At 67.8% G+C, this 26769-nt stretch carries 29 protein-coding genes; 9 read left to right on the top strand and 20 right to left on the bottom strand.

Going from position 1 to position 26769, the window contains the following annotated elements; translation table 11 throughout:
* Positions 1 to 106: 106 nt before the first annotated feature.
* The 15 genes from L1965_RS06745 to L1965_RS06675 all read right to left on the bottom strand — a co-directional run bounded on the left by L1965_RS06745 (position 107) and on the right by L1965_RS06675 (position 13719).
* Entirely contained in the window at positions 107 to 868 is a 762-nt protein-coding gene (locus tag L1965_RS06745) for a LamB/YcsF family protein (protein ID WP_235755668.1), read from the bottom strand.
* A complete protein-coding gene (locus L1965_RS06740) occupies positions 865 to 1878 on the bottom strand; it encodes a 5-oxoprolinase subunit C family protein (RefSeq protein ID WP_235755667.1) in 1014 nt (337 codons plus the stop codon). Before L1965_RS06740 ends, L1965_RS06745 begins: the two co-directional genes overlap by 4 nt.
* A complete protein-coding gene (locus tag L1965_RS06735; RefSeq protein WP_235755666.1) occupies positions 1875 to 2621 on the bottom strand; it encodes a 5-oxoprolinase subunit B family protein in 747 nt (248 codons plus the stop codon). The genes L1965_RS06740 and L1965_RS06735 overlap by 4 nt, the downstream gene beginning before the upstream one ends.
* Positions 2618 to 3286: a DUF2848 domain-containing protein gene (locus L1965_RS06730; protein WP_338421472.1), complete on the bottom strand. Its 669-nt coding sequence runs from the start codon at positions 3284 to 3286 to the stop codon at positions 2618 to 2620. Before L1965_RS06730 ends, L1965_RS06735 begins: the two co-directional genes overlap by 4 nt.
* A gap of 11 nt (positions 3287 to 3297) precedes the next feature.
* On the bottom strand, positions 3298 to 4581 hold the full coding sequence (locus L1965_RS06725; protein WP_235755664.1) for a TRAP transporter large permease: 1284 nt from the start codon (positions 4579 to 4581) through the stop codon (positions 3298 to 3300).
* Positions 4578 to 5123: a TRAP transporter small permease subunit gene (locus L1965_RS06720; protein WP_235755663.1), complete on the bottom strand. Its 546-nt coding sequence runs from the start codon at positions 5121 to 5123 to the stop codon at positions 4578 to 4580. The genes L1965_RS06725 and L1965_RS06720 overlap by 4 nt, the downstream gene beginning before the upstream one ends.
* Before the next feature lie 20 nt (positions 5124 to 5143).
* Positions 5144 to 6178, bottom strand: a complete 1035-nt coding sequence (locus L1965_RS06715) for a TRAP transporter substrate-binding protein (protein WP_235755662.1) — start codon at positions 6176 to 6178, stop codon at positions 5144 to 5146.
* 22 nt (positions 6179 to 6200) lie between these two features.
* Positions 6201 to 7034, bottom strand: a complete 834-nt coding sequence (locus L1965_RS06710; RefSeq protein WP_338421471.1) for a putative hydro-lyase — start codon at positions 7032 to 7034, stop codon at positions 6201 to 6203.
* A 91-nt stretch (positions 7035 to 7125) separates the two neighbouring features.
* Positions 7126 to 8043, bottom strand: a complete 918-nt coding sequence (locus tag L1965_RS06705) for a LysR family transcriptional regulator (protein WP_235755661.1) — start codon at positions 8041 to 8043, stop codon at positions 7126 to 7128.
* Between the two features lie 11 nt (positions 8044 to 8054).
* The gene (locus L1965_RS06700; RefSeq protein ID WP_235755660.1) at positions 8055 to 8639 is read right to left on the bottom strand and encodes a DUF1190 domain-containing protein; all 585 of its coding nucleotides are present in this window, start codon (positions 8637 to 8639) and stop codon (positions 8055 to 8057) included.
* Positions 8640 to 8659: 20 nt separating this feature from the next.
* Entirely contained in the window at positions 8660 to 9886 is a 1227-nt protein-coding gene (locus L1965_RS06695) for a glutathionylspermidine synthase family protein (RefSeq protein ID WP_235755659.1), read from the bottom strand.
* A gap of 62 nt (positions 9887 to 9948) precedes the next feature.
* Complete coding sequence (gene nagA / locus L1965_RS06690; protein WP_235755658.1) at positions 9949 to 11091, bottom strand: N-acetylglucosamine-6-phosphate deacetylase; 1143 nt, start codon at positions 11089 to 11091, stop codon at positions 9949 to 9951.
* Positions 11091 to 12116 carry an SIS domain-containing protein gene (locus tag L1965_RS06685; protein WP_235755657.1) on the bottom strand — a complete coding sequence of 342 codons (1026 nt, stop codon included), beginning with the start codon at positions 12114 to 12116 and terminating at the stop codon, positions 11091 to 11093. Before L1965_RS06685 ends, nagA begins: the two co-directional genes overlap by 1 nt.
* Entirely contained in the window at positions 12113 to 12883 is a 771-nt protein-coding gene (locus L1965_RS06680; RefSeq protein WP_235755656.1) for a GntR family transcriptional regulator, read from the bottom strand. The genes L1965_RS06685 and L1965_RS06680 overlap by 4 nt, the downstream gene beginning before the upstream one ends.
* Positions 12880 to 13719 carry a glucosamine kinase nucleotide-binding domain-containing protein gene (locus L1965_RS06675; RefSeq protein ID WP_235755655.1) on the bottom strand — a complete coding sequence of 280 codons (840 nt, stop codon included), beginning with the start codon at positions 13717 to 13719 and terminating at the stop codon, positions 12880 to 12882. Before L1965_RS06675 ends, L1965_RS06680 begins: the two co-directional genes overlap by 4 nt.
* 176 nt (positions 13720 to 13895) lie before the next feature.
* Between L1965_RS06675 and L1965_RS06670 the strand changes: the two genes are divergently transcribed.
* The 6 genes from L1965_RS06670 (at position 13896) to L1965_RS06645 (ending at position 19990) form a co-directional block, all read left to right on the top strand.
* Positions 13896 to 14777 (top strand): N-acetylmuramic acid 6-phosphate etherase, encoded by an 882-nt coding sequence (locus L1965_RS06670; protein WP_235755654.1) that lies wholly within the window; start codon positions 13896 to 13898, stop codon positions 14775 to 14777.
* 55 nt (positions 14778 to 14832) lie between these two features.
* A complete protein-coding gene (locus L1965_RS06665; RefSeq protein ID WP_235755653.1) occupies positions 14833 to 16092 on the top strand; it encodes an ABC transporter substrate-binding protein in 1260 nt (419 codons plus the stop codon).
* Positions 16093 to 16194: 102 nt separating this feature from the next.
* The gene (locus L1965_RS06660; protein ID WP_235755652.1) at positions 16195 to 17112 is read left to right on the top strand and encodes a carbohydrate ABC transporter permease; all 918 of its coding nucleotides are present in this window, start codon (positions 16195 to 16197) and stop codon (positions 17110 to 17112) included.
* 9 nt (positions 17113 to 17121) lie between these two features.
* Entirely contained in the window at positions 17122 to 17961 is an 840-nt protein-coding gene (locus tag L1965_RS06655) for a carbohydrate ABC transporter permease (RefSeq protein ID WP_235755651.1), read from the top strand.
* Positions 17958 to 18980, top strand: a complete 1023-nt coding sequence (locus L1965_RS06650; protein WP_235755650.1) for a Gfo/Idh/MocA family protein — start codon at positions 17958 to 17960, stop codon at positions 18978 to 18980. The genes L1965_RS06655 and L1965_RS06650 overlap by 4 nt, the downstream gene beginning before the upstream one ends.
* Positions 18981 to 18991: 11 nt before the next feature.
* A complete protein-coding gene (locus L1965_RS06645) occupies positions 18992 to 19990 on the top strand; it encodes an ABC transporter ATP-binding protein (RefSeq protein WP_235755649.1) in 999 nt (332 codons plus the stop codon).
* Positions 19991 to 19997: 7 nt separating this feature from the next.
* On the opposite strand, the gene L1965_RS06640 is transcribed toward L1965_RS06645, so the two are convergent.
* The 4 genes from L1965_RS06640 to L1965_RS06625 are packed head-to-tail and all read right to left on the bottom strand — an operon-like array spanning position 19998 to position 22354.
* Positions 19998 to 20888 carry a hypothetical protein gene (locus tag L1965_RS06640; protein WP_235755648.1) on the bottom strand — a complete coding sequence of 297 codons (891 nt, stop codon included), beginning with the start codon at positions 20886 to 20888 and terminating at the stop codon, positions 19998 to 20000.
* Between the two features lie 3 nt (positions 20889 to 20891).
* Positions 20892 to 21272 carry a biopolymer transporter ExbD gene (locus L1965_RS06635; RefSeq protein WP_235755647.1) on the bottom strand — a complete coding sequence of 127 codons (381 nt, stop codon included), beginning with the start codon at positions 21270 to 21272 and terminating at the stop codon, positions 20892 to 20894.
* Between the two features lie 3 nt (positions 21273 to 21275).
* Positions 21276 to 21671 carry an ExbD/TolR family protein gene (locus L1965_RS06630; RefSeq protein ID WP_235755646.1) on the bottom strand — a complete coding sequence of 132 codons (396 nt, stop codon included), beginning with the start codon at positions 21669 to 21671 and terminating at the stop codon, positions 21276 to 21278.
* Entirely contained in the window at positions 21668 to 22354 is a 687-nt protein-coding gene (locus L1965_RS06625; protein WP_235755645.1) for a MotA/TolQ/ExbB proton channel family protein, read from the bottom strand. Before L1965_RS06625 ends, L1965_RS06630 begins: the two co-directional genes overlap by 4 nt.
* A gap of 431 nt (positions 22355 to 22785) precedes the next feature.
* Between L1965_RS06625 and mobA the strand changes: the two genes are divergently transcribed.
* The gene (gene mobA / locus L1965_RS06620) at positions 22786 to 23397 is read left to right on the top strand and encodes a molybdenum cofactor guanylyltransferase MobA (RefSeq protein ID WP_235755644.1); all 612 of its coding nucleotides are present in this window, start codon (positions 22786 to 22788) and stop codon (positions 23395 to 23397) included.
* Here mobA and L1965_RS06615 read toward each other — a convergent pair.
* The gene (locus tag L1965_RS06615) at positions 23394 to 24425 is read right to left on the bottom strand and encodes a LacI family DNA-binding transcriptional regulator (protein WP_235755643.1); all 1032 of its coding nucleotides are present in this window, start codon (positions 24423 to 24425) and stop codon (positions 23394 to 23396) included. The two genes, mobA and L1965_RS06615, sit on opposite strands and share 4 nt — an antisense overlap.
* A gap of 236 nt (positions 24426 to 24661) precedes the next feature.
* On the opposite strand from L1965_RS06615, the gene L1965_RS06610 reads away from it, so the two are divergent.
* Together L1965_RS06610 and L1965_RS06605 are read left to right on the top strand one after the other, a co-directional pair.
* A complete protein-coding gene (locus L1965_RS06610; RefSeq protein ID WP_235755642.1) occupies positions 24662 to 25975 on the top strand; it encodes an NAD(P)/FAD-dependent oxidoreductase in 1314 nt (437 codons plus the stop codon).
* Positions 25972 to 26766 (top strand): DUF1365 domain-containing protein, encoded by a 795-nt coding sequence (locus L1965_RS06605; protein ID WP_235755641.1) that lies wholly within the window; start codon positions 25972 to 25974, stop codon positions 26764 to 26766. The genes L1965_RS06610 and L1965_RS06605 overlap by 4 nt, the downstream gene beginning before the upstream one ends.
* Positions 26767 to 26769: the final 3 nt, after the last annotated feature.

Here is a 26769-nt window from a genome sequence, read left to right as displayed (position 1 = left end):
TCTGTGCCACGCGGCACAGACAGGCGATTTCCTGGTGACCCGTTCGACCGGTGGATGATCCCGGCACTGGCCGTGCGCGTTGCCTGCTGCGCGCCGCCGTTGCGTGTCAGTCGAAACGTTGCAGCGCGATGCCCGCCCGGTTCAGATGATCGCGCAGCGCCGCTGCCATGGACACCGCGTCGGGATTGTCGCCATGCACGCAGACCGTGTCGATCCGCGCCGGGATATGCTGCCCGCCCGCGGTGATGATCGCACCGGCGCGGATCATCGCCTCGATCCGTCTTCCGGCCTCGGCCGCGTCATGCAGCACGGCGCCAGGCCGGCCGCGATCCAGCAAGCGCGCGTTTTCGTCATAGGCCCGGTCCGCGAAGATCTCGCCGGCCCAGGACGCGCCCAGCTCCTCGGCGACCGCCTGCATCGGCGTTGCGGCCATCACCACGAGAATGATCGCGGGATCGACCTGCAGCGCGGCGCGATAGCAGGCCCGCGCGATCTCGGCGTCCTCGCTGGCCATGTTCGACAGCGCCCCGTGCAGCTTCAGATGCCGCAGCTCTGCGCCTGCCAGCCGGGCCATGCCCTGCGCCGCGCCAAGCTGATAGGCGACCATGTTGCCAAGGTCCTCGGCCGACATCTTCAGCCGTCGCCGGCCGAAGCCCTGCAGGTCCGCAAATCCCGGATGCGCGCCGATCCCCACGCCTGCCCGGGCCGCGCGCCGCATCGTTCGCGCCATCACGTCCGGATCGCCCGCGTGAAAGCCGCAGGCGATATTGGCCGAGGTCACGATCTGCAGCAGCGCCGCGTCGTCGCCCATCTGCCAGGGTCCGAAACCCTCGCCCATGTCGGAATTCAGATCGACCCGCATCATCACTCCTCCAGTTCACGACCCGCCGTGACGCCGCCGACCAGCTGATAGGACAGCAGGTCCGGAATCGTCGCGGGATCGCGGACCAGGTTGCGGCATCGCCCCGCCGCCTCGCGCAGCGCCACGGCATCCGAGCGATACAGCGCATCCGCCTGCACGGCGGTCAAGCGCTGGAATCGCAGCACCGCACCCGGCACAGCCTGTGCGATGACGGGCAGATCTGCCGGGATCACCTGCCCGATGCGCGGATAGCCTCCGATCGTCTGGCATTCCGCCATAAGGACATAGGGCACGCCATCCCCGGTCATCTGCACGTCGCCGGGGCCGATCACGTCAGAGGCCAGCCCCGCCGCCTGGTCCGAGGTGAACCGCGCATCGGCCTGCAACTGCACCCCTTGCCGGTTGCCACGCGGGCCGCGGGTGAAATCGGTTCCGAAGAAGGCGTCAAGCATGGCCTCGTCGAACAGCCCGGTCTGTGGCCCGTCCATGACCCGGACGGTGCCGCCGTTGAACCGGGCCGCGGCGTCGATGACGCGGTCGGGGCGGTCAGGATCTGGGTCCGGATGGCAGGGCAGGGCGCTGCCGCCCTCCAGCGCCTCGCCGATGCCGATGGTCAGATGCGCTGCGCGGCTGCCGAGCCATTCCGGCGTGGCGATCCCGCCGGCGGGCGTCAGATAGCCATGGACCCCGGCCTGCGCGCCACCGATCCGCAATGTCTGACCCGGCTGAAGCCGATGGCTTGCATGCCAGCGCAGCGGAGCGTCATCGAGCGTCGCGACCATCGGCGCGCCGGTCAGCGCGACGCGGGTCGGTTCGCTGACCCCGAACGCGCCTCCGGCCCCGGCCATCTCGATCGCGGCCAGCGGACGGACGCTTCCCAGCAGCGCGGCGGCCTCGATCAATGCCTGCCGGTCCATCGCGCCCCCGCGCGACAGCCCTTGCGCCAGATGGCCGGGCCGGCCCATGTCCTGCACCGTCAGGATGCCATCGGCGCGGATGATCCGCAGGCAGGTCATCGCAGCATCTCGACCGTCGCGCCGCCCATCCCGTCGGCCTCACGCGCCAGCGTCGCGATTTCTGCCGCGCTGGCGGGCGTGTAGCGGATGGCGTCGCCCGCCCGCAGCGGCATCGGTTCGTCGCGTTCCGGCCGGAACGTTCGAAATGCGGCGCGGGCGATCTGGCGCCAGCCGGTCGCGGACTCGGCCCCGAACATCACGATCTGGCGCACCGCGACCACCACGGCGCCGGCAGGAACATTCGGGTTCAAATCCGGCATGCGAGGCAGGTTCCACGCGGGCGGCAGCAGGCCGATATAGGGTTGACCGGGCGCGAAACCGATCGTCAGGACGCGCAGATCGGCCGTGCATAGCTGACGGGTCGCGGCATCTTGCGACACGCCCAGCAGCTCCGCCACTTCGGCCAGTTGCGGGCCGTCATCGCCGCCGAACGAGGCCGGGATCGTCCAGCGGCGCAGCGGAGCGGGGGGGGCGGGCCGGCTGCCGGCGATGCGTTCGGCGCGGGCCAGGACGTCGCGTGCCAGAACCGCGCGGCTGGTCGCGGCGGGATCAAAGCGCAACAGCACCGAGACCAGCGCCGGGGCGATCTCGACCACGCCGTGCGGCAAGTCGGAATCCAGTTCGCCGGCCAGAACCTGCGCTGCCGCCATGGCCAGCGGTTGAGGCTTCAGGCCGAAACGCAGCAGAACACCATCGGGCCCGGCGGGCAGGATTTCGGGCGCCAGGGTTGGTTCGCCGGTCATGCGATTTCAGGCAGAAAGGTTGTCGCGTAGTCATGGCTGATGCGGCTGCCGGTCGCCGGATCGGTCATCGCCATACGGAAACGCGCGGCCGCCCGCACCCCGCCTTTCGCTCCGAAGGTCCCGCACAGCATCGCCGCCGCGCCATCCCGGGCCAGGTGGTCCAGCGCCGCGCCCTCGATCATGTCGGCCAGCGGGCGGATCGCGGCCAGCGTGCCGCCCTGATACGGCACCCAGGCGCCATCTTCCTCGATCCAGCTTTCAAGCTCGATCTGCTCCAGTCGGCCGGCCACTTCGTCCCACGGCCACAATTCCGGCGCGCATGGCTTGGCGCAGACCTGCTTGGACAGTGCGACCGAATGCGCCTCGAGCGCCCGGTCGGTATGGTCCGAGCCAAGCCCCAGCCAGCGCCGCCCGCCCTGCTGCACGATCAGCGGCTCGACCTCGCCCGATGATGCGCGGCCCACCACCTGGATGGCGGGCGCGGTCGTCAGCAGGCTGGCCGAGGCGCGATAGTAGAGCGGCGTGGCCGAGGGCGGCGCAACCCCGATCGCGGCCAGCTCGTCGATATGGTGCTTTATGGCGGCGGCGTCGCGCGCGGTCCATCCGGCGATCACCAGATGGGCCGGGTCCAGGTTCAGCGGATCGCCCTCGACGAAGAATTGCATGTTCATCCCTTTCAGAGAATCGAGGGCAGCCACAGCGCCAGCCCCGGCACGGCGATCAGCGCGGCAACCATGCAGATCATCACCAGCACATAGGGAATCGCGCCCACGATGACCTCGTTGATCGACCCCGATTTGCGCGCCCCCTGCACGACGAACAGGTTCAGCCCCACTGGCGGTGTGATCAGCGCCATCTCGATCAGCACGATCATCAGCACGCCGAACCAGACCTTGTCATAGCCCAGCCCTGCAATGATCGGCACGACGATCGGAATGGTCGCGACCATCAGTGACAGCGTCTCGATGAAAAAGCCCAGCACCAGATACAGCGCGATCACCAGGAGCAGCGTGCCGAAGGGCGACAGGCCCGACCCTTCGATCAGCTGCGTCAGTTCGCGTCCAAGCCCGGCCGATGTCATGGCGAAGTTCAGGAACGACGCGCCCGCGACCACCAGCATGATCATGGCCGTGATGCGGATCGTGCCGTGCAGCGCCTCCGACAGGGCGCGCGGGCCAAGACCGTCGCCCAGAAAGATTGCGATCAGCGCCGCCATGGTGACCCCGATCGCGGCGCTTTCCGTCGGCGTTGCCCAGCCCGCGTAGATCGACCCGATGACGACCGCGAACAGGATGAAGATCGGCACAAGCTGGATCAGCCCGCGCGCCCGCTGACCCCACGAGAAGCCGTGCGAGGGCCCGCCTAGCGAGGGTCGGATCGCACAGATGACCGCCGTCACGACGATGAAGGCCAGCGCCATCAGCAAGCCCGGCAGCAGACCCGCCGAGAACAGTTGCGGAATCGATGTCTCGGTCAGAAAGCCGTAGACGATCAGGTTGATCGAGGGCGGGATGAGGATGCCAAGCGTGCCACCCGCCGCGATGGCGCCTGAAAAAAGCCGTGGGTCGTAATTCAGCCGTTCGGCCTGCGGCATCGCAACGGTCGCAACTGTCGCGGCGGTGGCCACCGACGACCCGGAGGTGGCCGAGAACATCGTGGCGGTGGCGATATTGGCGTGCACCAGCCCGCCAGGCAGCCAGCCCAGCCATGTGTTCAGGGCGGCATAGGTGCGTTCCGCCACCCCGCCACGCACCAGGATCTCGCCCAAGAGCACGAAGAGCGGGATTGCGATCAGTGTGGAATGGGCCGAAGACGACCAGATCACCTGCCCGAGCCCGCGCAGCAGCGGAAAGGCGGAATAGAACTCGCCAACGCCAATGCCCAACAGGAACAGCACGATACCCACCGGGATCGACAGCGCCATCAGGCCAAGCAGGGAAATCGCGACACTCCAGATCATGTCTCGATCTCCGATCCGACGCCGACGCTTGCCTCAAGGGCGGCATGTCGGCCCGCGGCCAGATGCGCTATGCCGATCAGGCTCAGCGCCGTTGCGGTCAGCGCGAACCACAGCCAGCCGGAAAACCAGATGCCTTGCGGGATCCACAGCGGCGTTTCCAGCGGGGTGTTGGCGCGCGAGCCGCGTTCCAGTGTCTTCTGCAACACCGGCCAGCAATGCCATGCGATCAGCAGCACGACGCCGTTGGTGACGATCATCGCAAAGATGTCCATGGCGGCCTGGCCGGGTCGCGCCAGTTTCGACCGGATCACGTCGATGCGGACATGCGCGCGCTGGACCAGCGCGCAGGCCAGCCCCCAGCTGGCCACAGCCGCCATGACATAGCCCGAGATCTCGTCCGAGCCCCCCAGCGAGCCCCAGCCGAACTTGCGAAGCACCACATCCGTCATGATGAAGGCGACGGTCAGCAGCAAGGCGAACCCGAGGATCAGCGCGACGATACGGTTGGCGCGTGCAAGCGCGCCCTGCAGCAGGTCTGTCATGGCGGTGGCCTTTCGCGGCGTTACTGGATGGTCACGCCGACCGCCTGGCCGACACTGTCATTCCAGCGGGCCGCCCAGTCGCCGCCCGCGCGCTCGGCCCATTCGGGCAGAACCTCTTCGGTCAGGATCTTGCGCGCGGTTTCGGTATCCTCGGGTGATGCCTCGACCAGCGTCATCGACGCCGCCTCGCCCGAGGCGCATTCGCCATTCCCGGTCAGGCAGGCGATGTCGTTTTCAAGCCCGCCCTCGGCGGCGTCCCATGCCGGACCTTCCAGCCCCTCGGCCACGGCCTTGTCCAGCATCTGCTGCTGCTCGGCGCTGAGCCCGTCATAGCGATCGCCGTTCATCGCGATGACGACCGAATCCCATCCGCCCAGAGGCAGCGTCATCAGGCTGTCGGACACCTCCCACCAGCCGGCCGAATAGCCCGAGCCTGCACCGGTCACCGCGCAGTCGATCACGCCGCGCTCCAGCGATCCCGGCACCTCGGAAAAGGCGATGTTGATGCCCTCGGCGCCAAGTGCTTCCAGCAGCTTCGTCGTCATCCGGCCCGAGCCGCGGACCTTCTTGCCCTTCAGATCGGCCAGCGATCCGACATCGCCCTTGCAGAACACGACCTGCGGCGGATAGGGCGCGATGCCCAGCACCTGCGCGTCGAACCGGTCGCGCATGATGTCGTCGACCATCGGCCGGGCGGCCTCGACCATGGCGCGGGCCTCGGCCGGTGTCGTGGCGACCAGCGGCACGTCCAGCCCCTCGAGTTCGGGTGCATCGCCGACGGTATAGTCGGCGACGGTCGCGCCGACATCGAAGACCCCGTCGCCCAGCATCCGGTAGACGTCCGACCCGGCGATTCCCATCTGGTCGAAGCTGGTCAGTTGCGCGGTGAACTCTCCGTCCGTCATCTCGGGCAGTTTCTCGGTCCAGAACGGCGCCTCGAAATCCTGATACAGTGGCAGGTTCGACCAGCTGCCGACGACCGCCAGCTCTTCGGCAAGGGCGGGTGCCGTCATCAGCGCGGTGCTGGCAAGCAGGGCGAGTGTCGTGTTCTTCATGATCTTTCTCCTGTCGGGTTCGTTATTGATGAACCCCGGTCAGCAACGCGTCGGCGCGGCTGGCGGGGATGTCGGTGACCAGCATGTGTCCGGGGGCATGGGTGATGGCCAGTTCGGGACGGGCGGCGGTGATGGCGGCCTGAGGGGTGACGCCGCAGGCCCAGAACACCGGAATGTCGCCGTCGCGGATATCGGGCGCATCGCCGTAATCGGGACGCATGATGTCGGCGATGCCGATCTGCGAAGGATCGCCCAGATGCACCGGTGCCCCATGGGCCAGCGGAAAGCGCGCGCAGATCTGCACGGCCTCGATGGCGTCGCGCGCGGGCATGGCGCGCATCGAAACGACCACGGGTCCCGAAAACCGTCCCGCCGGGCGCGTGGGCAGGGTGGTGCGATACATCGGGACGTTGCGGCCGGCGTCCTGATGACGGACCGGGATACCCGCGCGGCGCAGCGCATCCTCGAAGCTGAAGGAACAGCCAAGCGCAAAGGAGATCAGGTCGCCGCGCCACAGATCGGCGATATCGGCGGGTTCATCGACCAGTTCGCCCGCTCGCCACACGCGATAGCGCGGCACGTCATGGCGCAGGTCGATCCCGTCCGCCAGCGTCGGCAGCGACGGGTCGCCCGGTTCACCCACCGCCAGCAGCGGGCATGGGCGGGGGTTGGCCTGGCAGTAGCGCAGGAAATCCGCGGCATCCGACCCGGCGAGGATGACCAGGTTGGCCTGCAATGCGTCGCCGCCGACACCGGCCGTCGGGCCGTCGAAGCGCGCGGCGCGGATCTCGGCGCGCAAGAGGCGCGGATCCGACAGGCGGGCCTGAAGCGTGGCGGCAGTCATGGCAGGGGTCACGGCGGTCCTCCTTGCGTTCCGCCTAGCATTCCGCAACAGGACCTATGCAATCAACAGTTCAATTGTGCCCATTAATGATCTTTTTCTGGCTTCATTCAGTGCCGGATCCTACCGCTGCGCGGGTGACCTCGCGGCCGATTTCCTCATTGCGTTCCGGCATGTAGCAGATCGCGAACTCCAGGTCGGGCAGGCGTGCCTCTGGCGTGACCTCGATTTCCTCGAGCCCGGCATGGGGCCAGGCGGCGACAATGTCATGCGGAATCGTGCCGATCCCGAATCCCTGACCGACCAGGTGCAGCACCGTCGCCAGCGAGGCCGAGCCATGAACCGCAGCCGCCTGCCTGCGCCCCGGCGACAGCAGCTCCACGACCCGGCGATGCGGCAGGGTGGTCTTTGGAAAGGACACGATCGGCAGCGCGGCCAGATCGTCGATATCCGCGGGCCGGGGCAGCGCGAAATGCGCAGGTGCCCCGTACCACCCCAGCGTGACCGGTGGCAGAGGCGTCAGGTTCACGCCGCGCGGGGCCTGATCGCGCATCATGATCGCCACGTCCAGGCCGTCGTCGCACAGCAACTGGCCCATCTGTTCCGATGTATCGACAGAGATCTCGAATCTCAGCTGCGGGTGTCGGTTGCGCAGGTCGGTCAGCATGCGGGGCAGCAGGGTGTGAGTCATCGTCTCGGCCACGCCAAGCCGCACCACGCCGGCCATCATCCCTTGCGTCAACTCGCCCAGGATACGGTCGCGTTGAGCGATCAGAACCTCGGTTTCATCGATCAGGCGGCGGCCGGTCGCGGTCAGGCGCACGCCGCGCCCGTCGCGTTCGAAGATGGTGATCTTCATGCGGTCTTCCAGATGCCGCACCCGGCGCGAGATTGCCGACTGCGCCAGCCCGGTCGCGTCCGACGCCGCGCGAAAGCCGCCATGACGCAGGACGGCCCGTATGATCTCGATGTCGCGGAAACCGAACATGGCCCGGACGGTGCGCCCGACCTGCCGGCCGGTCAAGCATTCATCGCCTAGCCGCCGAAGCTGCGCGATCCGGCGGTTCCGCCAAAGCCGCCGCGCGAGGCAGCGGTGGCGCGGGTCATCGGCGCCCGCCCGGCGGTGGCGGCGGGACGGGTGAACTGCTGCGCGCTCATCGTCGCCCGCCCGCTATTGGCCGAGAAGGAACTGGTCCGTGCCGCGTTGGTGTAGCCGCCCGAGGCGTTGCGATACATCGGCTGGGACGCGGCCATGCCGCCGCCGGCGCGGCCCAGCATGCTGCCGATCAGATAGCCGGCAAGCAACGGCATGAAGATGCTGCCCGACCCGCCATTGCTGACCTGCTCGGCCTCGGAGCCGCAATTTCCGGCGCCATGCTGTTCTTCGCAGACCTCCAGGCTTTCATACCGGGGCGCGGCCTCGACATGCAGGGTCTCGGCCTCGGCGAAAGCCTGCTGGCATTGATCCATCGTGAACAATCCGCCATCGGTCGCGGCGGCCTGGCAGCTGGCCAGATCGGGAAAGGCTTGCGCGTCCACCTGTTCCTCGCGGCAGCCCGCGACCGCGAAAGAGGCGGCGCCGAGGATCGTCAATGCAACGGTTCTGGAACGTTTTCTCATGGTGCCCTTCTTATTGCATGTCAGCCCGCGATGAAATGCGGCTTGAAGCGCGACAGGTCCTGGGTGATTCGCGCGCGGTCCTCGCGCAGGCCCATGCCCGCGCATTCCTGTCCGATGATCCATGCCCCGATCACCGGCCGGAAGCCGTCGAACACCGGCAAGGGGTGATAGGCCTGGACGATGCGCGGGTGGCGGTCGTAATCGGTGTTGGCCGAGATTTCGGTCTCGGTTCCGGCCTCGACGATACGGATTCCGGCGCCCTCGCGCGAGAAGATCGGCTTGACGACATGGCCGCTTTGCAGGACGTCCGCCGCGCGGGCAAAACGGTCGGCGACCTCGCGGGCCGGGCGGCCGTTCTCGACCAGCGCGTCGGCCACGTCATCGGCAAAGAAGGCAGGCAGCAGATTGGGGTGTCCTTCGAACATCTGCCACAGAACCGGAAGCAAGCCCTTGTTCGACAGAAGCGCCTTCCATGCGGGTTCCAGGAACATGCAGCCCGATCCGGCAATCCGGGCCGCGTAGTCGTCGTTCAGCAGATCCTCCCACGGATACAGCTTGAACAGCGTGCCGATGACGCGATCCTCGGCGTCGATGAACTGACCGTCAGGCGTCACGCCGATCTTGTCCAGATCGCTGTAATGCGCCCCCATCCCGGCCTCGCGCGCGGCCCAGCCCATCGCCTCGACGGTCGCGTAATCCTCGGGATTTCCGGCGGTGGCGCTGAAATGCAGATCGGTGCCGGGATCGAACAACGCGCGGAACCGCTCGACCAGCGCCTCGTGGATGCCGTTGAACTGGTCCGCGCCCCGGGGCAGCACACCGTGTTCAAGCTGGTCTTCCAGCCACTGCCACTGAAAGGACGCGCTTTCGTAAAGCGAGGTCGGGGTATCGGCGTTGTATTCCAGCAGCTTCGCAGGACCGCGCCCGTCATAGGCCAGATCGAAGCGCCCATAGATCTCGGGCTCGTTCCGCCGCCAGCTGTCGGCCACCAGATCGTGATGCTGGGCCGGGATGCCAAGCCGCTCCATCAGCCGCTGGCTGGCGACGATCTGCGCCGCCGCCTCGCGGCACATCGCGTGCAGTTCGGTGGCGGGGTCCTCGATGTCGTCCTCGACCTGACGGAGGCTGAAGCGATAGGCCGAGCTTTCATCCCAATAGGGTTCGCCATGCATGTCGGCGAAGGTGAAGCCGGCATCCCTGGCCGTTTCGCGCCAGTCGGGGCGTTCGGGAAGGCTGATCTTGTCCATTCCGAATCCCTAGCCTGCATCGGCGGGCTGCGCCAGACACAAGCGCGAAACCGGCCGGGCTGTCAGCCGGGCAGGGGCGGTGCCCATCCGTCGCGCGTCCACACCCCGCGCAGGGCGAAGTCATGATCCAGCAGGATCAGCTCGGCGGCACGTCCCGGGGCAAGCAGGCCGAAACGGTCGGACAGGCCAACGGCGCGCGCCGGTTCCGACATCGCCATCGCAAGGGCGCGTTCGGGCGCGATCCCGACCTGCCCGATCAGCGTGGCGATGGCCTGGTCCAATCGCAGATCGGCACCGGCCAGCGTGCCGTCGGGCAGGGTCAGCCGGGCGTCGCGGCGCAGGACGGGGCGGCCATTCAGGGTCATCTGCGTCAGGTCGGTGCCCGCGAAGGCCATGCAGTCGCTGACCAGGAAGATGCCATGGGGGCGCGCGGCCAGCGCGGCCTTCATCGCCGCCGGATGGACATGAATCGCGTCGGCGATCAGGCCCGCGAAGGCGTCCCCCGCCAGGACCGCGCCGACCATCCCGGGGCTGCGGTGTCCCATCTGGCTCATCGCGTTGAACAGATGCGTGGCGCAGCGTGCGCCGGCCGCGTAAGCCGCGCGGGCGGTCTCGAAGTCGCAATCGCTGTGGCCCAGGCTGACGATGGCACCGGCGCCCGCCAGGGCCGCGATCTGCTGCGGACTGGCCGATTCCGGCGCCAGCGTCACCATCAGGACCGGCAGTGCCCGCGCGGCCTCGCACAGACGGGCAAGGTCTTCCGCGCCCATCGGCCTGACCAGAGCCGGGTCGTGCGCGCCCTTGCGGCGCGGGTCCAGATGCGGGCCCTCGAGATGCAGGCCGAGAAATCCCGGCACCGCCGCCCCGGCGGCCTCGACGCCGGCCGCGATGACACGGGCGGTGGCCTGTGGCGTGTCGGTGATCAGCGTCGGCAGCACGCCGGCACAGCCAAGGCGCCGATGGGTTTCGCAGATCACCCGCAGCGCCGCCAGATCGCTGTGCCCATCGACCATCAGCCCGCCGCCGCCATTCACCTGAAGGTCGAGAAAGCCGGGCGCGATCACGCCGTCCACGATCATTGTCGGCTCTGCGGCCTGCGACACGGGCAGGATTGCCGCGACCAGCTCGTCCTCCAGCACCAGAACATGATCGTCCAGCAGTTGCGCACCGTCGAAAATGCGCGCGCCGGCCAGGATGTGCCGCATCAGACTGTCTCCGTGACCTTGCGAAGATAGGGCGGCGTGTCGGGGTCGAAGCCGCGCCGGCGTGCCAGGCCCTCGACGCAGGCGTAGAAGCTGGCGATCAGGACCAGAGGCGCGACCATCGGGTGCAGATCCGGCACCGATGGCAGCCTGGTCGCGCCCTTCGCGTCGGCGCCGGTCACGAACACCTCGGCGCCCTGCGCCGCCAGCCGTTCCGCCGTGCCGACGACATGCGGCAGGGCGGCATCCTCGACCCCCAGTGCCAGAACCGGGAAACTGGCCTGCACGATGGCCGCCGGACCGTGCAGGACCTCGGCGGCGCTGTAGGCCTCGGCGTGGATGCCCGAGGTTTCCTTCAGCTTCAGCGCCGATTCGCAGGCAATCGCATAGCCCGGCCCGCGGCCCAGGACAAAGGCTGACGCGGCGCGCGCAAGCCGCGAGGACAGGGGCGACCAGTCCATGCCGACCGCCTGGGCCAGGGCGTCCGGAAGCCCCGCGACGGCCGTGCGCAGGTCGTCGTCCTGGCGCCATTCGGCCACCAGCGCCAGCCCGGCCAGCACCGAGTTCACGAAGGTCTTGGTGGCGGCGACGCTCTTCTCCTCGCCGGCCTGCAACGCAAGGCAGTGGGCCGAGGCGTCCGCCATCGGGCTGTCGGCATGATTGGTGATCGCGATCGACAACGCGCCTCCGTCGCTGGCGGCCCGCATCAGGTCGACGATGTCCGGGCTGCGGCCCGATTGCGAGATGCCGATACAGGCCCCGCCCGCCAGCCGCAGCGGCCGGTGATAGATCGAGGCGACCGACGGGCCAACCGATGCGACGGGGATGCCCGCCTGCAATTCTATGGCGTATTTCAGATAGGTTGCCGCGTGGTCCGAGGAGCCGCGCGCCACGGTGGCGACAAGCGCCGGATCGCGGGCGCGCAAGGCGGTGGCGGCGTCGACGACCGCAGCGTGCGAGGCGGCCAGAAAGCGCGCCGCGGCCTCGGGGATCTCGGCGACCTCTCGGGCCATGTTGCTTTGGCTCATGGTGATGTCCTTTCGGCCTTCGGGGCCAGTTTCAGCTCTACCGCGAAATCGTAGGCATCGCCGCGATAGAGCGAACGGGTGAATTCGACCACCTGCCCGGACGGCAGATAGGAAACGCGTTCGATCCGCAGGCCCGCCGCGCCGGGCGGCACGCCCAGAAGATCGGCGTCCTTTGGGCCCAGATTGGCCGCCGAGATGCGCTGCACCGCACGCACCGGCCGCAGGTCGCGCGCCTCGAGCACCGCATAGAGGCTGCTGCCGACCGTTTCCGGATCGGGCAGCATCGCGGCGGGCAGCGACGCGCGTTCGATCGCCAGCGGCACGCCGTCGGAGCTGCGAACCCGCTCCAGCCGGGCCACCCGGTCGTTCGCCCCCAGCCCCAGCGCCATCACCTCCTCGGGGGCAGGCGCGTGCAGCGCGCGCGAGATCCAGCGGCTTTCGACCTGCCGGCCGCGCCGCTCCATGTCCTCGGTGAACGAGGTCAGCAGCGAAAGCGCCTGTTCCAGTCGCTCGACCCTGAGGGCGACGAATGTGCCGGATCCGCGCTTCTGGACCAGCTGTCCCGATGCGACCAGCGCCTCGACGCCCTTGCGGACGGTCACGCGCGACAAGCCGGTCATCGCGGCCAGCTCGCGTTCTGGTGGCAGGCTGTCGCCGGGTTTCAGTCGTCCGGTGGCGATCGCCTCGGCGATGCGGCGGTGAAGCTGGACGTAAAGCGGGCCGGCGCCGGGATCGCTGAAGGCCGCTGGCGAGAAAAGATCGCTCATGCGAGGGGCGCCATCTGCCGCGCCATCGCCAGGGCGCCGTCAACGCTGCTGCCAAGTGCGTCGTGCAGCGGCCAGGGACCATTCAGCCGGGACGCGTAGTGCCGTCCAAGCCCGCCCACGAAGACCACCGGCAGCATGTCGCCTGCCTGGAGCGTGGTCAGGATCTGGCGGATCTGCTCGACGGCCGCCTCGAAGATGCGGCGGGCCGCCGGGTCGTGCGACGACAGGATGCGCGGGGCGAGATTGGCGAAGTCGACCGGTCGGGCGCGATTGCCGAATGCGATGATGCCCTCGACCCCGCCGTGCTCATCAAGGATCTCGCGCAGCAACGGCGTCATCGGCAGAAAGCCGTCCTCGGCCCGCATCGCATCGGCCATCAGCGTCCGGCCCAGCACCGCGCCGCTGCCCTCGTCGCCCAGCAGGAAACCGCGCCCGCCGACCTGCCGCACCTGGTCGCCGCGCTGAACCGCAAAAACCGAGCCTGTGCCGATCGCGGCCAGGATGCCGTCGCGGGACCCCAGCGCGCCGCGGGCGGTGGTGATGCCGTCATTGACGATCCGGATCCGTGCAAAGGGCAGCATCCCGGCCAGTCTTTCCGAGGCCGCGCGCATCGTGCCACCGGCCAGACCCAGCGTCGCGACAAGGCTTGCGGCATCGACGCCGGTGCCATGCAGGGCCGTCTCCACGGCGGTCATGATATTGGCGGCGGCGCGTTCGACATCGGTGTTGATATTGGCCGGCCCGCCGGTGCCGCGGCCCAGAACATGCCCGCCGGCATCCGCCACGGCCGCGCGGCAGCCCGTGCCCCCGCCATCGATTCCCAGAAAAAACGCCATGCGGGCCTCCTTCGCAGAAATAATACCAAAGCAATACCAAATGGAAAGAGGAAACTTCAAGATCGGGGTATGGATCGGGGTATGGATCGGGGTATGGGCGGCATTATCGGCGGGATCGCGAAGGGGGTTTACAATTGGTATTGTTTTGGCATCATCTGAGCAACGGGGGGAATCACATGGCTGGCGACGCAACAGAGGCACGGCATCCGGGTTCGGCCGGTCTGCACAGGCAGCCGGCGGATCGTGTGCTTGCGGTGCTGATGAACGCGCAGGTCGCGGCGCTGTCCGCCCTGCGCCCGGCCCTGCCGGCCATCGAGCGTGCCGCTGAATCCGGCGCGCAGGCGTTGTTGGCGGGCGGTCGGATGGGCTATGCCGGGGCCGGCAGTTCCGGTTTGATGGCGATGGCCGACTGCCTTGAGCTGTCGGGCACGTTCGGCCTTGCGCCCGAGCGCACGCCGATGCTGTTCGCCGGCGGCGCCGATGCGCTGCTGCACATGATGGGCGGCGTCGAGGATGATCCCGACCTTGCGCGGCGCGACCTGGATCGTGCCCGACTGTCGGCGGGCGATGTCCTCCTGGTCCTGTCGGCGTCGGGGACGACGCCCTACGCACTGGCTGCGGCCGAGGCCGCGCGGGCGCGCGGGGTGACGGTCGCGGGATTCGCCAATGTCGCGGGATCGGCGCTGCTGCATGCCGCCGATATCGCGGTGCTGATCGAGACGGGCGCCGAGGTCATCACGGGCTCGACCCGGATGGCTGCGGCGACCGCCCAGAAGGTGGCGCTGAACCTGCTGTCCGTGCTGGTCGCGATCAGGCTGGGCCATGTCCATGACGGGCATATGGTCAATGTCGTGGCCGACAATGCCAAGCTGGTCGCGCGCGCCGCGAGGATCGTGGCCGATGTCGCCGGGGTTCCCGCCGACGCGGCGCGGGCCGCGCTGGATGCCACAACGGGCGCGGTCAAGCCCGCGATCCTGGTGGCGCGCGGGATGGATCCGGATCGGGCGCGACTGGCGCTGCAAGAGACGGGCGGGCAACTGAGCCCGCTGATGAACTGACATTCACCGATTGCAAACGCGGGCCGGGACAAGGCCCGAACACAGGGAGACGACCATGACACGAACGCTTCGCCTCGCGCTGCTGGCCAGCACCGTCCTGGGCGGCGCCGCCGCTGCCCAGGATGTGACGCTGACCATCGAAAGCTGGCGCAATGACGACCTGCAGATCTGGCAGGACAGGATCATCCCCGCCTTCGAGGAAGCCCATCCCGGCATCAAGGTGAACTTCGCCCCGACCGCGCCGGCCGAATACAACGCCGTCCTGAATTCCAAGCTGGACGCCGGCTCTGCGGGTGACCTGATCACCTGCCGGCCCTTCGATGCCTCGCTGGAGCTGTTCAACAAGGGCAAGCTGGCCGATCTGACCGGACTTGCCGCGATGGCGAATTTCTCGGAGGTGGCGAAGTCGGCATGGCAGACCGATGACGGTTCGGCCAGTTTCTGCGTGCCGATGGCCTCGGTCATCCATGGCTTCATCTACAACAAGACCGCCTTCGACGAGCTGGACCTGACGCCACCCAGGACGGTGGACGAGTTCTACGCGGTGCTGGACAGGATCAAGGAGGACGCCAGCTATATTCCGATGGCGATGGGCACCGCGGACCAGTGGGAAGCCGCGACCATGGGCTATCAGAATATCGGCCCGACCTACTGGAAGGGCGAGGAGGGCCGCAAGGCGCTGATCGAGGGGTCGCAGACGCTGACCGATGACGGCTGGGTGGAACCGCTCCGGCAACTGGCGCGCTGGAAGGATTACCTGGGCGACGGGTTCGAGGCGCAGACCTATCCCGACAGCCAGAACCTGTTCACGCTGGGTCGCGCGGCGATCTATCCCGCGGGCAGCTGGGAAATCGGCGTGTTTACACCCCAGATCGAGGGCGCGTTCGAGATGGGCGCCTTTGCACCGCCCGTCGCGGCCGAGGGCGATACCTGCTATATCAGCGATCATACCGACATCGCGCTGGGGCTGAATGCCAGCAGCGCGCATCCGGAAGAGGCGAAGAAATTCCTCGAATGGGTGGGCTCGCCCGAGTTTGCCAGCCTGTATGCGAACGCCCTGCCGGGATTCTTCGCGCTGAACGCGACGGCGGTCGAGATGCAGGATCCGCTGGCGCGGGAGTTCGTGAGCTGGCGCGAGACCTGCGAGCCGACGATCCGGTCCACCTACCAGATCCTGTCGCGCGGCACGCCGAACCTGGAAAACGAAACCTGGAACGCCAGCGCCAATGTCATCACCGGCGCCGAGACGCCCGAGGATGCGGCGGCGCGCCTGCAGGAAGGCCTGGCCTCGTGGTACGAGCCGCAGCAGAACTGATCGCCCACCGGGCCTGCCGGGCCTGACGACCCGGCGGTGGCCGGGGGGCTGTCCGCCCCCCGGACCCCCCGGCCGGATCTCACAATCAGGAAGGAAGCTGTCATGGCGCAGCGGAAGCCGATTCGCTGGCATGTCGTGGTATTTCTGGCGCCAGCGGTGCTGGTCTATACCGCAATCATGATCGTGCCACTTTTCGGCACGCTGAACCTGTCGCTGTTCAACTTTGACGAAAGCGGGCGCGTCTTCGTCGGGCTGCGAAACTTCGCCACCCTGTTCGGCGATCCCCGCTGGTCGGGCGCGTTCTGGAATGCTCTGGCCAACAACGCCTGGTTCTTCGCGGTCCACATGCTGGTCCAGAATCCGGTCGGGGTGATGCTGGCGGCGCTGCTGTCATCGCCCCGGCTGCGGATGGCGGCCTTCTATCGCACCGCGATCTTCATTCCCACGATCCTCAGCTTCGTCATCGTCGGCTTCGTCTGGAAGCTGATCCTGTCGCCGATCTGGGGTATCGCGCCGGGGATGCTGGATGCGGTCGGGCTGAAGTCGCTGTTCGCGCCATGGCTGGGACGCGAGGGAACCGCGCTGACGACGCTGGCGCTGATTTCCGTCTGGCAGTTCGTGGGCATTCCGATGATGCTGATCTATGCGGCCCTGCTGTCGATCCCCGACGAGGTGATCGAGGCGGCCGAACTGGACGGCGTGACCGGCTGGGCGCAGTTCTGGAAGATCAAGCTGCCGCTCATCCTGCCCGCGATCGGGATCATCTCGATCCTGACATTCGTGGGAAACTTCAACGCCTTCGACCTGATCTATGTCAGTCAGGGCGCGTTGGCGGGGCCGAATTATGCAACCGATATCCTGGGAACGTTCCTTTATCGCACCTTCTTCGGCTTTCAACTGCAACTGGGCGATCCGCATATGGGGGCGACCATCGCCACCGCCATGTTCGGGATCATCCTGGTGGGGGTCTGCCTCTACCTGTTCCTGATCCAGACGCGGCTGCGCCGCTATCAGTTCTGAGGCGAGACCATGAGCACCGCTCGTCATTCTCCCGCCCGCAGCATCGCCGCGCATGCCGTTCTGATCGCCTATACGATCATCGCGCTGTTTCCGGTCTTCGTGATCATCGTCAACAGCTTCAAGTCGCGCCGCGCGATCTTTGCCGATCCGCTGGCCCTGCCGACGGCCGAGACGTTTGATCTGGTCGGCTATCAGACCGTGCTGAAGCAGGGCGACTTCCTGCTGTATTTCCAGAATTCGATGATCGTCACCGTGGGCAGCCTGTTCCTGGTGCTGCTGTTCGGCGCGATGGCGGCATTCGCGCTGTCGGAATACCGGTTCCGGGGCAACAGCCTGATGGCGCTGTATCTTGCGCTGGGGATCATGATCCCGATCCGGCTGGGAACCGTGGCGATCCTGCAGTTGATGGTGGCGTCGGGGCTGGTCAACACACTGACCGCACTGATCCTGGTCTATACGGCGCAGGGCCTGCCGCTGGCGGTGTTCATCCTGTCCGAGTTCATGCGCGGCGTGTCCGACGACCTGAAGAGCGCCGGCCGCATCGACGGGCTGTCGGAATACACGATCTTCTTCCGGCTGGTGCTGCCGCTGGTGCGTCCGGCGATGGCGACGGTTGCAGTCTTCACCATGATCCCGATCTGGAACGACCTGTGGTTTCCGCTGATCCTGGCGCCGTCCGAGGCCACCAAGACGATCACTCTGGGGTCGCAGGTCTTCATCGGCCAGTTCGTCACCAACTGGAACGCGGTGCTGGCGGCGCTGGGTCTGGCGATCGTGCCGGTGCTGGTCCTGTATCTGATCTTCTCGCGCCAACTGATCCGCGGCATCACTGCGGGGGCGGTGAAATGATCCGCGTCATGATTGTCGGCCTGGGAACCATGGGTATCAGCCACGCGCTTGCCTATGACGCCAATCCGGACTTCCGGATCGTCGGTCTGGTCAATCGCAGCAAGCCCGGCTTGCCCGAGGCCTTGCGGGACTATCCGCTCAGCCATGACTATGCCGAGGCGCTGGCGCGTCTGCGTCCGGACCTGGTCTGCATCGCCACCTATTCGGACAGCCATGCGGATTTCGCGGTGGCGGCGATGCAGGCCGGGGCACATGTCTTCGTCGAAAAGCCGCTGGCAACGACGGTTGCCGATGCGCGGCGGGTGGTCGACTGCGCCACGGCGACGGGACGCAAGCTGGTGGTGGGCTATATCCTGCGCCATCACCCCGGCTGGCAGCGTCTGATCGCCGAGGCGCGCGCGCTTGGCGGGCCCTATGTGTTCCGGCTGAATCTGAACCAGCAAAGCAGCGGCCCGACCTGGGCGGTGCACAGGGCATTGATGCGGACCACATCGCCTATTGTCGATTGCGGCGTGCATTATGTGGATGTGATGTGCCAGATCACCGATGCCGCGCCGGTCGAGGTGCGCGGCATGGGCCTGCGGCTTTCGGACGAGATCGCGGCCGACATGTACAATTACGGCCATTTCCAGGTCCTGTTCGCCGACGGGTCCTGCGGCTGGTACGAGGCGGGCTGGGGGCCGATGATGTCGGATACGGCGTTCTTCGTGAAGGATGTCGTGTCGCCCAACGGCGCGGTCTCGATCCGCATGCCCGACACGGCGCGGTCGGACGATATCGACACGCATACCAGGACCGCGACGCTGCGCGTCCACCGGGTGGGCGAGGGCGACGAGGACCTGAACATGCAGCAAGAGCCGGGACACCAGCAGCTTTGCGATGCCGAACAGGGCTTCATGGCGCGCGCCATTGCCGAGAATGTGGACCTGACCCGACACCTGACCGACGCCGTACGCTCGCTGGCCGTCTGCCTTGCGGCGGATGAAAGCGTCCGAAGCGGCAAAGCCGTCAAACTTTGAAGGAGACCCCGATGGGAGCCCTGACCCTGTCCAGCGTCACCAAGGCATTCGGCAAGACCGAGGTCATCAGGGGCGTGGACCTGACCGTCAACGACGGCGAGTTCTGCGTCTTTGTCGGCCCCTCGGGCTGCGGCAAGTCCACGCTGCTGCGGATGATCGCCGGACTTGAGGACGTGACCTCGGGCGATGTCGCGATCGACGGCGAGCGCATCAACGAACTGGCTCCGGCGCGGCGGGAAATCGCGATGGTCTTCCAGTCCTACGCGCTTTACCCGCATCTGACCGTGCGCCAGAACATGAGCCTGGCACTGAAGCAGCTTGGCAAGCCCAGGGCCGAGATCATCGCCGCCGCGGACAAGGCGGCCGGCATGCTGGCGCTGGAGCCGTTGATGGACCGGCGCCCCTCGGAACTGTCGGGCGGTCAGCGCCAGCGCGTGGCCATCGGTCGCGCCATCGTCCGCACGCCCAAGCTGTTCCTGTTCGACGAACCGCTGTCAAACCTGGACGCCGCCTTGCGCGTGGCGACGCGGATCGAGATCGCGCGCCTGCATCGCGAACTGGGCGCGACGATGATCTATGTCACCCATGACCAGGTCGAGGCGATGACACTGGCCGACAAGATCGTGGTCCTTCATGCCGGCCGGGTCGAGCAGGTCGGCCACCCGATGACGCTTTACAACGATCCTGACAACATGTTCGTCGCCGGCTTCATCGGCTCTCCGGCGATGAACTTCCTCAAGGCAGGGACATTAGGGCTGCGGTCGGCCACCGTGGGCGTGCGCCCCGAGCATATCGAGGTCTCGGACCGCGCGGGCCGGATCGAGGGGCGGGTCAGCCATCTGGAAAAACTGGGTGGCGAGACCCTGACCTATGTCCAGACCGAGGATCACGGCATGCTGACGGTGCGCCAGTTCGGCGAATACGATCATCCTGTCGATGGCACGGTCTGGCTGTCGCCGGACCAGTCCCGGGCCTTCCATTTCGACGCGGCGGGCCAGCGCATGCGCTGATGCCGGCTCATCGGATGCTGAAAGGCTGGACGAAGCTGTAGCTGGGCTCTGTCAGCCCGGCGGGGGCAGCCGGGCAGCGTGCGCGCCGCGCGCCGCGCGCGATCTCGCCGTCCACGCGGCGATTGCCGGTCGAGCCGTCGATGCGCGCGCCCTGCACCCGGCCGTTGCGGCTGATGGTGAAGGCGATGGACCCGCGCGCGCCGGACGCGCCCGAGGTCCGGGCGATGCTGCGCAGCAGACACGACGACAACTGAGCCTGCCAACGCGCCATCAGGCCGGCGCGCTGGTCGGTGCTGATCCCGCCGCCGCCGGCAGGACGTCGGGCCGAGGGTCCTGCATCGCCGCTGCCCTGGCGGACCGGCTCTGGCTGGTCGGCCAGGGGCGCGGCCTGCGGCTTTGGGGCCTGCGTGTCACGCCTGCCCGCGCGCCGGGATTGGGGCGCGGGCTGGTCAGGCCGGCGCTCGGGTCGGGCCGAGGCGTCCAGCGTCAGCGAAGGCTGCGGCTCGATCCGGGGCGGGGCGAATGCGGGCAATTCGGGCTGCGGCCGGGCCCGAGGCTGGGGCACGCGCGGCCGCGTCGGGCCGGGATCCTGCGCGATCGGGTCTGGCGGTCGCATCGTGGCCAGGGTCGGAGGATCCTGGGACGCGGGCCTGGCGGGCGCCGGCTCGGCGGCCTGCGCGGGCGCGGGGATTGCGGTGGCGGTTTGTGCCTCGGGTGGGGTTTCCCACCGTTCGACCAGATCGGCAAGATCACCCGAACCGGCGGACAGCGCGGCGGGCGGTTCGTCAAGCGGCGGGCCCGCTGCGGGCGTGAAGGGCAGCATCATCGCCGCCGCCGACACGTGCAGTGCTGCGGCGATGGTGACGAAACCGGCGATCTCCAGGCTGCGGCGCGACATGGATCATCCCCCGCCGACGATCAGTCGCGACCCGGCCTCGCTGAGGGTGCTCAGCCGCCGCAGGAGACCGGCGATGCGGGCCGCGTCGGTCCTGGCGTCGGCCCGGATCTCGAGGGATTGCGCGGCCTCGCGCGCCGCGATCAGCGGCCAGACATCCTCGCCGCGCGCATCGTCGAAGGCGAGTTCGCCCAGCACCGAAACATACAGCACGTCGCGGTCCCGCGCGGGGATGTCGGATGCGCTGTCGGGCGGTGTCAGGTCGAACGGCGCGGGGGGGCTGATCCGGGCGGTCAGCAGAAAGAAGATCAGCAGCAGGAAGACCACATTGATCATCGGGATGATCGTCTCGCCGCGCGGTTTGCGGGGGGGCATGTCGATCTGCATGGGCTACTCGATCAGGATCAGGTTGCCGATCCCGCCCGCGCGCAACCGGTCCATCACGTCGACCAGTCGCTGCAAGTCGGCGCCCGCGCGCGGGCGCAGCACGACGGCGGCATCGTCCGATGGCATCAGCGGCCCCAGCGCCGCGATCAGCGCGTCTTCGCCGGTCGCGACGCCGTTCAGCATCAGGACATCCGGGGTGATGTCGATCAGCCGGGGCGCACCCTGCCATTCGCGGCCAGCGCCTTCAGCGCCCCCCGCGATCGGCAGGGTGGCGTCCATGCCGAAGCGCGAGGACAGCATGAAGAAGATCAGCAGCAGGAAGACCACGTCGATCATCGGCGTCAGCGACATCCGGCGCGGATGGCGTCTCGGACCGAAATCGAAGCTGTCGCCGCTCATTCCGCGGCCTCGGGGAGAGGGGGCCGGGCTGCCTTCGTGACCGGGGCCCTGACGAAGATCCGCGTGGCAAGATCCTCCAGATCGGCCTGAAGCCTGTCGGCAATCGATTCGAACCAGCTCAGCGCGATTCCCGCCGGAATCGCCACCGCCATGCCCGCAGCGGTGGTCAGCAGCGCCTCCCAGATGCCGCCGGCCAGGGCGGAGGGGTCGGCGCGGTTACCCGAATCCTGCAGCACCTGGAATGCCGATATCATCCCCAGCACGGTGCCCAGAAGACCCAGAAGCGGTGCGATGGTCGCGATCAGCTCCAGCGCGCGCAGACCTTCGCGGGCGCGGTACAGCGTCTGCCGCGCGATCCGTCCGGTTTCCTCGCGCGCGGACTGGGCGTCGATGGCCGGGTCCAGTGAGGTGCCGATCGCGGCCTGAGCGACGCGCGCACGCGCCGAGGGGCGGCCCTTGACCTCGGCCAGCGCCTCGGACCTGCGCCCCTCGGCCCACAATGCCAGCGCGCGGCGCGAATGGCTGCCCCCCCACACGCCCAGCCGCGACAGCGTCCAGATCTTCCACAGGACCACCGCCAGCGTCGCCACCGACAGCGCGGCGATCGCCCACATGGTCCAGCCGCCACCGGCGATCAGACCGATCAGCGGCAGGTCGGCGATGCTGGGTGCCGGCTGGGTCACGCGTCATCTCCGCTGGCAGGATCGGGGTTGCGGGCCACGCAAGGCGGTGCGGCGCTATCTGCTTGCATCATGCCAAGGCCTCATGACGTGGGTTCGGCGCGGCAATCGCAGATCGCCGTGCAGACATCTCCCATGGCGTAATCTGCCGGGCCGGCGGCGGCAACAGCATCGTCGCGCAGGCCCGGTCCGCGAGGGAACGAGACAACAACCATGGCGAGCTTCCGGTCGGGTCCTGCATGAGATGATCTCCTGATGTGATTGCCGTCATTCGGGCGGCCCGCGAACCGTTCGGGATCAAGGCCTCCGCTAGAGAATTCGACCCCGTATGGCAAGAATGGAGGCGGCCGGTTGTGCGACCCGGCTCCGCGGCGCGGGCGCCCGGGCGGGCCGGTGCCTTGCATCGCGGACAGCGCCGCGCGACAGTCCCGATCATGACCGAGCTGCCCGCCATCATCCTTGCCGGCGGCCGCGCGTCCCGTATGGGCGGCGGCGACAAGGGGCTTCTGCCGGTTGGCGGGCGGGTGCTGCTGGAACGCGTCATCGCGCGGCTCGAAAGACAATGCGCGCCGCTGGCGCTCAGCGCCAACGGCGATGTCGCTCGCTTCGCGCAGTTCGGGCTCTCGGTCTATTCCGACAGCCTGCCGGATCAGCCCGGACCGCTGGCCGGGATCCTGGCCGGCCTGGACTGGGCCGCCGGGTTGGGTGCCCCCGCCGTCATCAGTGTCGCGGCCGACACGCCGTTCTTTCCCGCCGATCTTGCCCGAAAGCTGACTGCCCATGCCGGACCCTCTGGCCTGGCGCTTGCCGCCACGCGGGACGATGGTGGGCATGTGACCCAACACCCGACATTCGGCCGCTGGCCGACCTCTCTTCGCGAGGATCTGCGCCTCGCGCTGAGGACGGGTCATCGGCGTGTCCGCGATTTCGCGCGGCTCCATGACCCAGGCTTCGCCATCTGGCCCGGCGCGCCGGTCGATCCCTTCTTCAACGTCAACACGCCCGGCGACCTGGCCCGTGCCCAGGTCCTTTGCTCCGCCTTTTAGGGCTTGTCCCGCGGGGGCGCGGTCGAGCGGCCGACGACAAGCTCGGCCTCCATCAGCTCGTGCATGGCGCTGTCGTCGGCGTTCTCGATCTTGGAAATCAGCATCGCGGCGATGCGCCTGCCAGCCTGCCGCACCGGTGAGCGCATCGCGGTGAAGACCGGCACCGCAGCGGGGTTGCGTGAATAGGACAGGTCATCGTCGAAGGTGATCACCGACATGTCTGCCCCAAGCCGCAGCCCGCGTTCATCCAGCGCCTGATTGACCCCCTGCGCGATCATGGTAGAGGCGCAGAGGATTGCGGTCGGCGGATTGTCCTGTTCCAGCAGCCGCAGCGTTCCCGCATAGCCATAGGCGGTGGTCATCTCGTCGCTGAGCATCAGAGCCGGCTGGGGCGTGATGCCGGCCTCGGCGAGCGCGTTCAGATAGCCGTCGCGACGGCGGGCGGCGAAATCCAGTTGCTGATCGCCGTTCAGAAGGGCGATCCGGCGATGACCCAGTTGCAGAAGAAAACAGGTCGCCCGGTGAAAGGCGTGCCGGTTGTTCACGTCGACCCAGGAATACGGGCCCTGATGACCGGTGACCCGGCCGTGGACGACGAAGGGCAGGCCGATCTGGTTCAAAAGCGTCGGGCGGGAATCGTCGCGGCGCGGAAACTGCACCACCACGCCGCCGATCAGGCCCTTGGATTTCAGTGCGCGATAGGCGTCGTCCTGCTCGGCGTCGGCCACGACCGTCAGGTTGATCTCGAAGCGGCGCTGCGCGCATTCCTCACCCAGGCCCGCCAGGAAATCCGTGTAGATCGGATTGACGATCTCGTTTCTGCCCGACAGGGGGATCACGCAGCCAAGCGTTGCAGCATGTCCGATCGCCAGGGAGCGCGCATGGGCGTTCGGCGCGTAGCCGTGCAGCCTTGCAGCCTCGATCAGCCGGTCGCGGGTGCGGGCGCTGACTTCGGGATGGCCGTTCATCGCCCGGCTGACGGTGGTTTGCGACATGCCGACCAGCCGCGCGAATGTCTTGAGGTTCATGCGTCGTCTTGTCCCGCCATGGGCTGGCCACCAATCTGCTTTTCAACCATCACAGCTTGCCCAACCCGGCCCCGGCGTGCAATGCCGGACCGCAGGTTGCTCGTTGAACGCGCAGCAGAACCGCGATCAACGGTCTGATCCGCCAAGGCGCGGCAGATTCGAGAGGAGCCGACGATTCCGCTGCACCATTTTGCCCGCCCGCCCCGTGCATGGTCACGGTAGAAGGAGTATAAGCCGTGTCCGTTCACGCCAGTCATCGTCCGATCAGGCCCGCATCCCCGTCCAGCCGCGTCGCCGTCATCGGCAGCGGCATCGCTGGCCTGGCGGCCGCGTGGCTGCTGGACCCGCATCATCACGTGACCCTGTTCGAGGCCGAGCCGCGTCCCGGCGGCCATGCGCGAACCGTGCAGGCCTTCGATACGGCGGTGGATACCGGCTTCATCGTCTGCAACCGCCGCACCTATCCGTTGTTCATGCCGCTGCTGGAACATCTGGGCGTTGCGACCGAAGCCTCGGACATGAGCTTTTCGGCCAGTTTCGGTACCGGCCGCTACGAATACGGCACCGGCAACACCGCGGCCCTGTTCGCGCAACGCCGCCGGGCGATGGACCCGCGCCATCTGCTGATGCTGCGCGACATCCTGCGGTTCTTTCGCCGGGCGACCGAATATTCCGCCTCCGGGCACAGCCTGGGCCAGATGCTGGACGAGATGCGCCTGGGCGCCGATTTCCGTGATCTGTTCCTGTTGCCGATCTCGGGCGCGATCTGGTCGACTCCGCCGGGCGAGATGCTGGATTTCCCGGCCGCCAGCTTCGTTCGGTTCTTCGACAATCACGGACTGCTCTCGGTCAATGGCCAACCCCGGTGGGAAACCATCACCGGCGGATCGCGGGCCTATGTGCAGGCGATCCTGTCGCGGCTGCGGGGGGATCTGCGGGTGGCGGCGCCGGTCTTCAAGGTGATTCGCGATCCGGCGGGCGTCACGGTCGTCAGCCCGCACGGGCCCGAGCGCTTCGATCGGGTCGTGATCGCGACCCATGCACCGCAGGCCCTGCATATGCTGGATCACCCCGACGCCGAGGAACGCGCGATCCTGTCGCGGTTCCGCACCCAGCCGAACCGGATGGTGCTGCATTCCGACACAAGGCTGATGCCGCGCCGACAGGCAGCCTGGGCGGCGTGGAACTATATCACCCATCGGCGCCGGCCGGATCCCGCCGCGCCGATCAGCCTGTCCTACTGGATGAACCGCCTGCAGAACCTGACGACGCCGCAGCCGCTGATCGTGACCCTCAATCCAGAGATCGAGCCGCACGACATCCATGACCAGGCGATGATGGATCATCCGGTGTTCGACGAGGCCTCGATCCGTGCCCAGTCGCGCCTTCCCTCGATCCAGGGCCGCGGAGGCGTGTATTATGCCGGGGCCTGGACACGACACGGGTTTCACGAGGACGGGGTGCTGTCGGCCTTGCGGGTGGCGCAGACGATGGGAATCGAATGGCCGCTGGGTCAGGACCCCTGGGCCGACGAGGCTGTTGCCGCATGACCGATCTGTGGGACGGCGCGCTGATCGACGCGCGCATCTGGCATGGGCGCCGCGGCGACAAGAACCGTGATTTCCGCTATCGCGCGACCTATGTCGCGCTGCCGCTGGACGCGATCGACCGGGGCGACGCCGTGTTGCCCGTGGATCGCGCCGCGCTGTGGTCCTTGCGTCGCAGTGATTACGGCCATCGTGACGGTCGGTCGCTGCGCGACTTCATCGCCGGATTGCTCAAGCCCGTCGGCCTGGGCGAGGCAAGCGAGGTCACGCTGGTGACGCTGCCGCGCAGCGTGGGCTTCGGCTTCAATCCGGTCAGCTTCTGGCTGTGCCGCGACGTGTCGGGCGATCTGCGCGCGGTGCTGGCCGAGGTGTCGAACACCTTCGGCGAGCGGCATCTGTATCTGTGCCACCGGCCAGACCGGGCCGCGATCACCGCCAGCGACCGGCTGGAGGCCGATAAACTGTTCCATGTCTCGCCGTTTCTGCCGCGTTCGGGGCGCTATCTGTTTCGCTTTGACGTGGGGCCGGGGCGGTTCGGCGCCTGGATCGACTGGGTCGCCGAGGATGGCAGCAGGCGGCTTGGGACGGCGATGACCGGAAAGGCGCGAGCGTTGACACGGGCTTCGCTGCGCCGCGCGGCCTTGCGCCATCCGCTTCAATCGCAGAAAGTGATTGGATTGATACACTTGCAGGCCGCGAAACTTTTTGCGCGCGGAGTTCGTTACCTGCGCAAGCCGCCGCAAATGCCGCGCCGCACCTCGCATGCGGACCGGCATGACGGCATGGGGGGATAAGCC

Source organism: Paracoccus salsus, assembly GCF_021556615.1.
GTDB classification, from domain to species: domain Bacteria; phylum Pseudomonadota; class Alphaproteobacteria; order Rhodobacterales; family Rhodobacteraceae; genus Paracoccus; species Paracoccus salsus.
The sequence above is the reverse complement of the archived record's forward strand: the minus strand, read 5'-3'. Positions and strand labels throughout refer to the sequence as shown.

Excerpts from the sequence above, each read along its gene's own strand:
- L1965_RS06605 (WP_235755641.1), top strand. The coding sequence starts at position 25,972 with ATGACCGATCTGTGGGACGGCGCGCTGATCGACGCGCGCATCTGGCAT.
- L1965_RS06685 (WP_235755657.1), bottom strand. The coding sequence starts at position 12,116 with ATGAGCCAAAGCAACATGGCCCGAGAGGTCGCCGAGATCCCCGAGGCC.
- L1965_RS06670 (WP_235755654.1), top strand. The coding sequence starts at position 13,896 with ATGGCTGGCGACGCAACAGAGGCACGGCATCCGGGTTCGGCCGGTCTG.
- L1965_RS06700 (WP_235755660.1), bottom strand. The coding sequence starts at position 8,639 with ATGAGAAAACGTTCCAGAACCGTTGCATTGACGATCCTCGGCGCCGCC.
- L1965_RS06680 (WP_235755656.1), bottom strand. The coding sequence starts at position 12,883 with ATGAGCGATCTTTTCTCGCCAGCGGCCTTCAGCGATCCCGGCGCCGGC.
- L1965_RS06740 (WP_235755667.1), bottom strand. The coding sequence starts at position 1,878 with ATGACCTGCCTGCGGATCATCCGCGCCGATGGCATCCTGACGGTGCAG.
- nagA (WP_235755658.1), bottom strand. The coding sequence starts at position 11,091 with ATGCGGCACATCCTGGCCGGCGCGCGCATTTTCGACGGTGCGCAACTG.
- L1965_RS06655 (WP_235755651.1), top strand. The coding sequence starts at position 17,122 with ATGAGCACCGCTCGTCATTCTCCCGCCCGCAGCATCGCCGCGCATGCC.
- L1965_RS06735 (WP_235755666.1), bottom strand. The coding sequence starts at position 2,621 with ATGACCGGCGAACCAACCCTGGCGCCCGAAATCCTGCCCGCCGGGCCC.
- L1965_RS06715 (WP_235755662.1), bottom strand. The coding sequence starts at position 6,178 with ATGAAGAACACGACACTCGCCCTGCTTGCCAGCACCGCGCTGATGACG.
- L1965_RS06640 (WP_235755648.1), bottom strand. The coding sequence starts at position 20,888 with ATGTCGCGCCGCAGCCTGGAGATCGCCGGTTTCGTCACCATCGCCGCA.
- mobA (WP_235755644.1), top strand. The coding sequence starts at position 22,786 with ATGACCGAGCTGCCCGCCATCATCCTTGCCGGCGGCCGCGCGTCCCGT.
- L1965_RS06675 (WP_235755655.1), bottom strand. The coding sequence starts at position 13,719 with ATGGCGTTTTTTCTGGGAATCGATGGCGGGGGCACGGGCTGCCGCGCG.
- L1965_RS06635 (WP_235755647.1), bottom strand. The coding sequence starts at position 21,272 with ATGCAGATCGACATGCCCCCCCGCAAACCGCGCGGCGAGACGATCATC.
- L1965_RS06645 (WP_235755649.1), top strand. The coding sequence starts at position 18,992 with ATGGGAGCCCTGACCCTGTCCAGCGTCACCAAGGCATTCGGCAAGACC.
- L1965_RS06725 (WP_235755664.1), bottom strand. The coding sequence starts at position 4,581 with ATGATCTGGAGTGTCGCGATTTCCCTGCTTGGCCTGATGGCGCTGTCG.
- L1965_RS06665 (WP_235755653.1), top strand. The coding sequence starts at position 14,833 with ATGACACGAACGCTTCGCCTCGCGCTGCTGGCCAGCACCGTCCTGGGC.
- L1965_RS06695 (WP_235755659.1), bottom strand. The coding sequence starts at position 9,886 with ATGGACAAGATCAGCCTTCCCGAACGCCCCGACTGGCGCGAAACGGCC.
- L1965_RS06720 (WP_235755663.1), bottom strand. The coding sequence starts at position 5,123 with ATGACAGACCTGCTGCAGGGCGCGCTTGCACGCGCCAACCGTATCGTC.
- L1965_RS06660 (WP_235755652.1), top strand. The coding sequence starts at position 16,195 with ATGGCGCAGCGGAAGCCGATTCGCTGGCATGTCGTGGTATTTCTGGCG.
- L1965_RS06630 (WP_235755646.1), bottom strand. The coding sequence starts at position 21,671 with ATGAGCGGCGACAGCTTCGATTTCGGTCCGAGACGCCATCCGCGCCGG.
- L1965_RS06650 (WP_235755650.1), top strand. The coding sequence starts at position 17,958 with ATGATCCGCGTCATGATTGTCGGCCTGGGAACCATGGGTATCAGCCAC.
- L1965_RS06730 (WP_338421472.1), bottom strand. The coding sequence starts at position 3,286 with ATGCAATTCTTCGTCGAGGGCGATCCGCTGAACCTGGACCCGGCCCAT.
- L1965_RS06615 (WP_235755643.1), bottom strand. The coding sequence starts at position 24,425 with ATGAACCTCAAGACATTCGCGCGGCTGGTCGGCATGTCGCAAACCACC.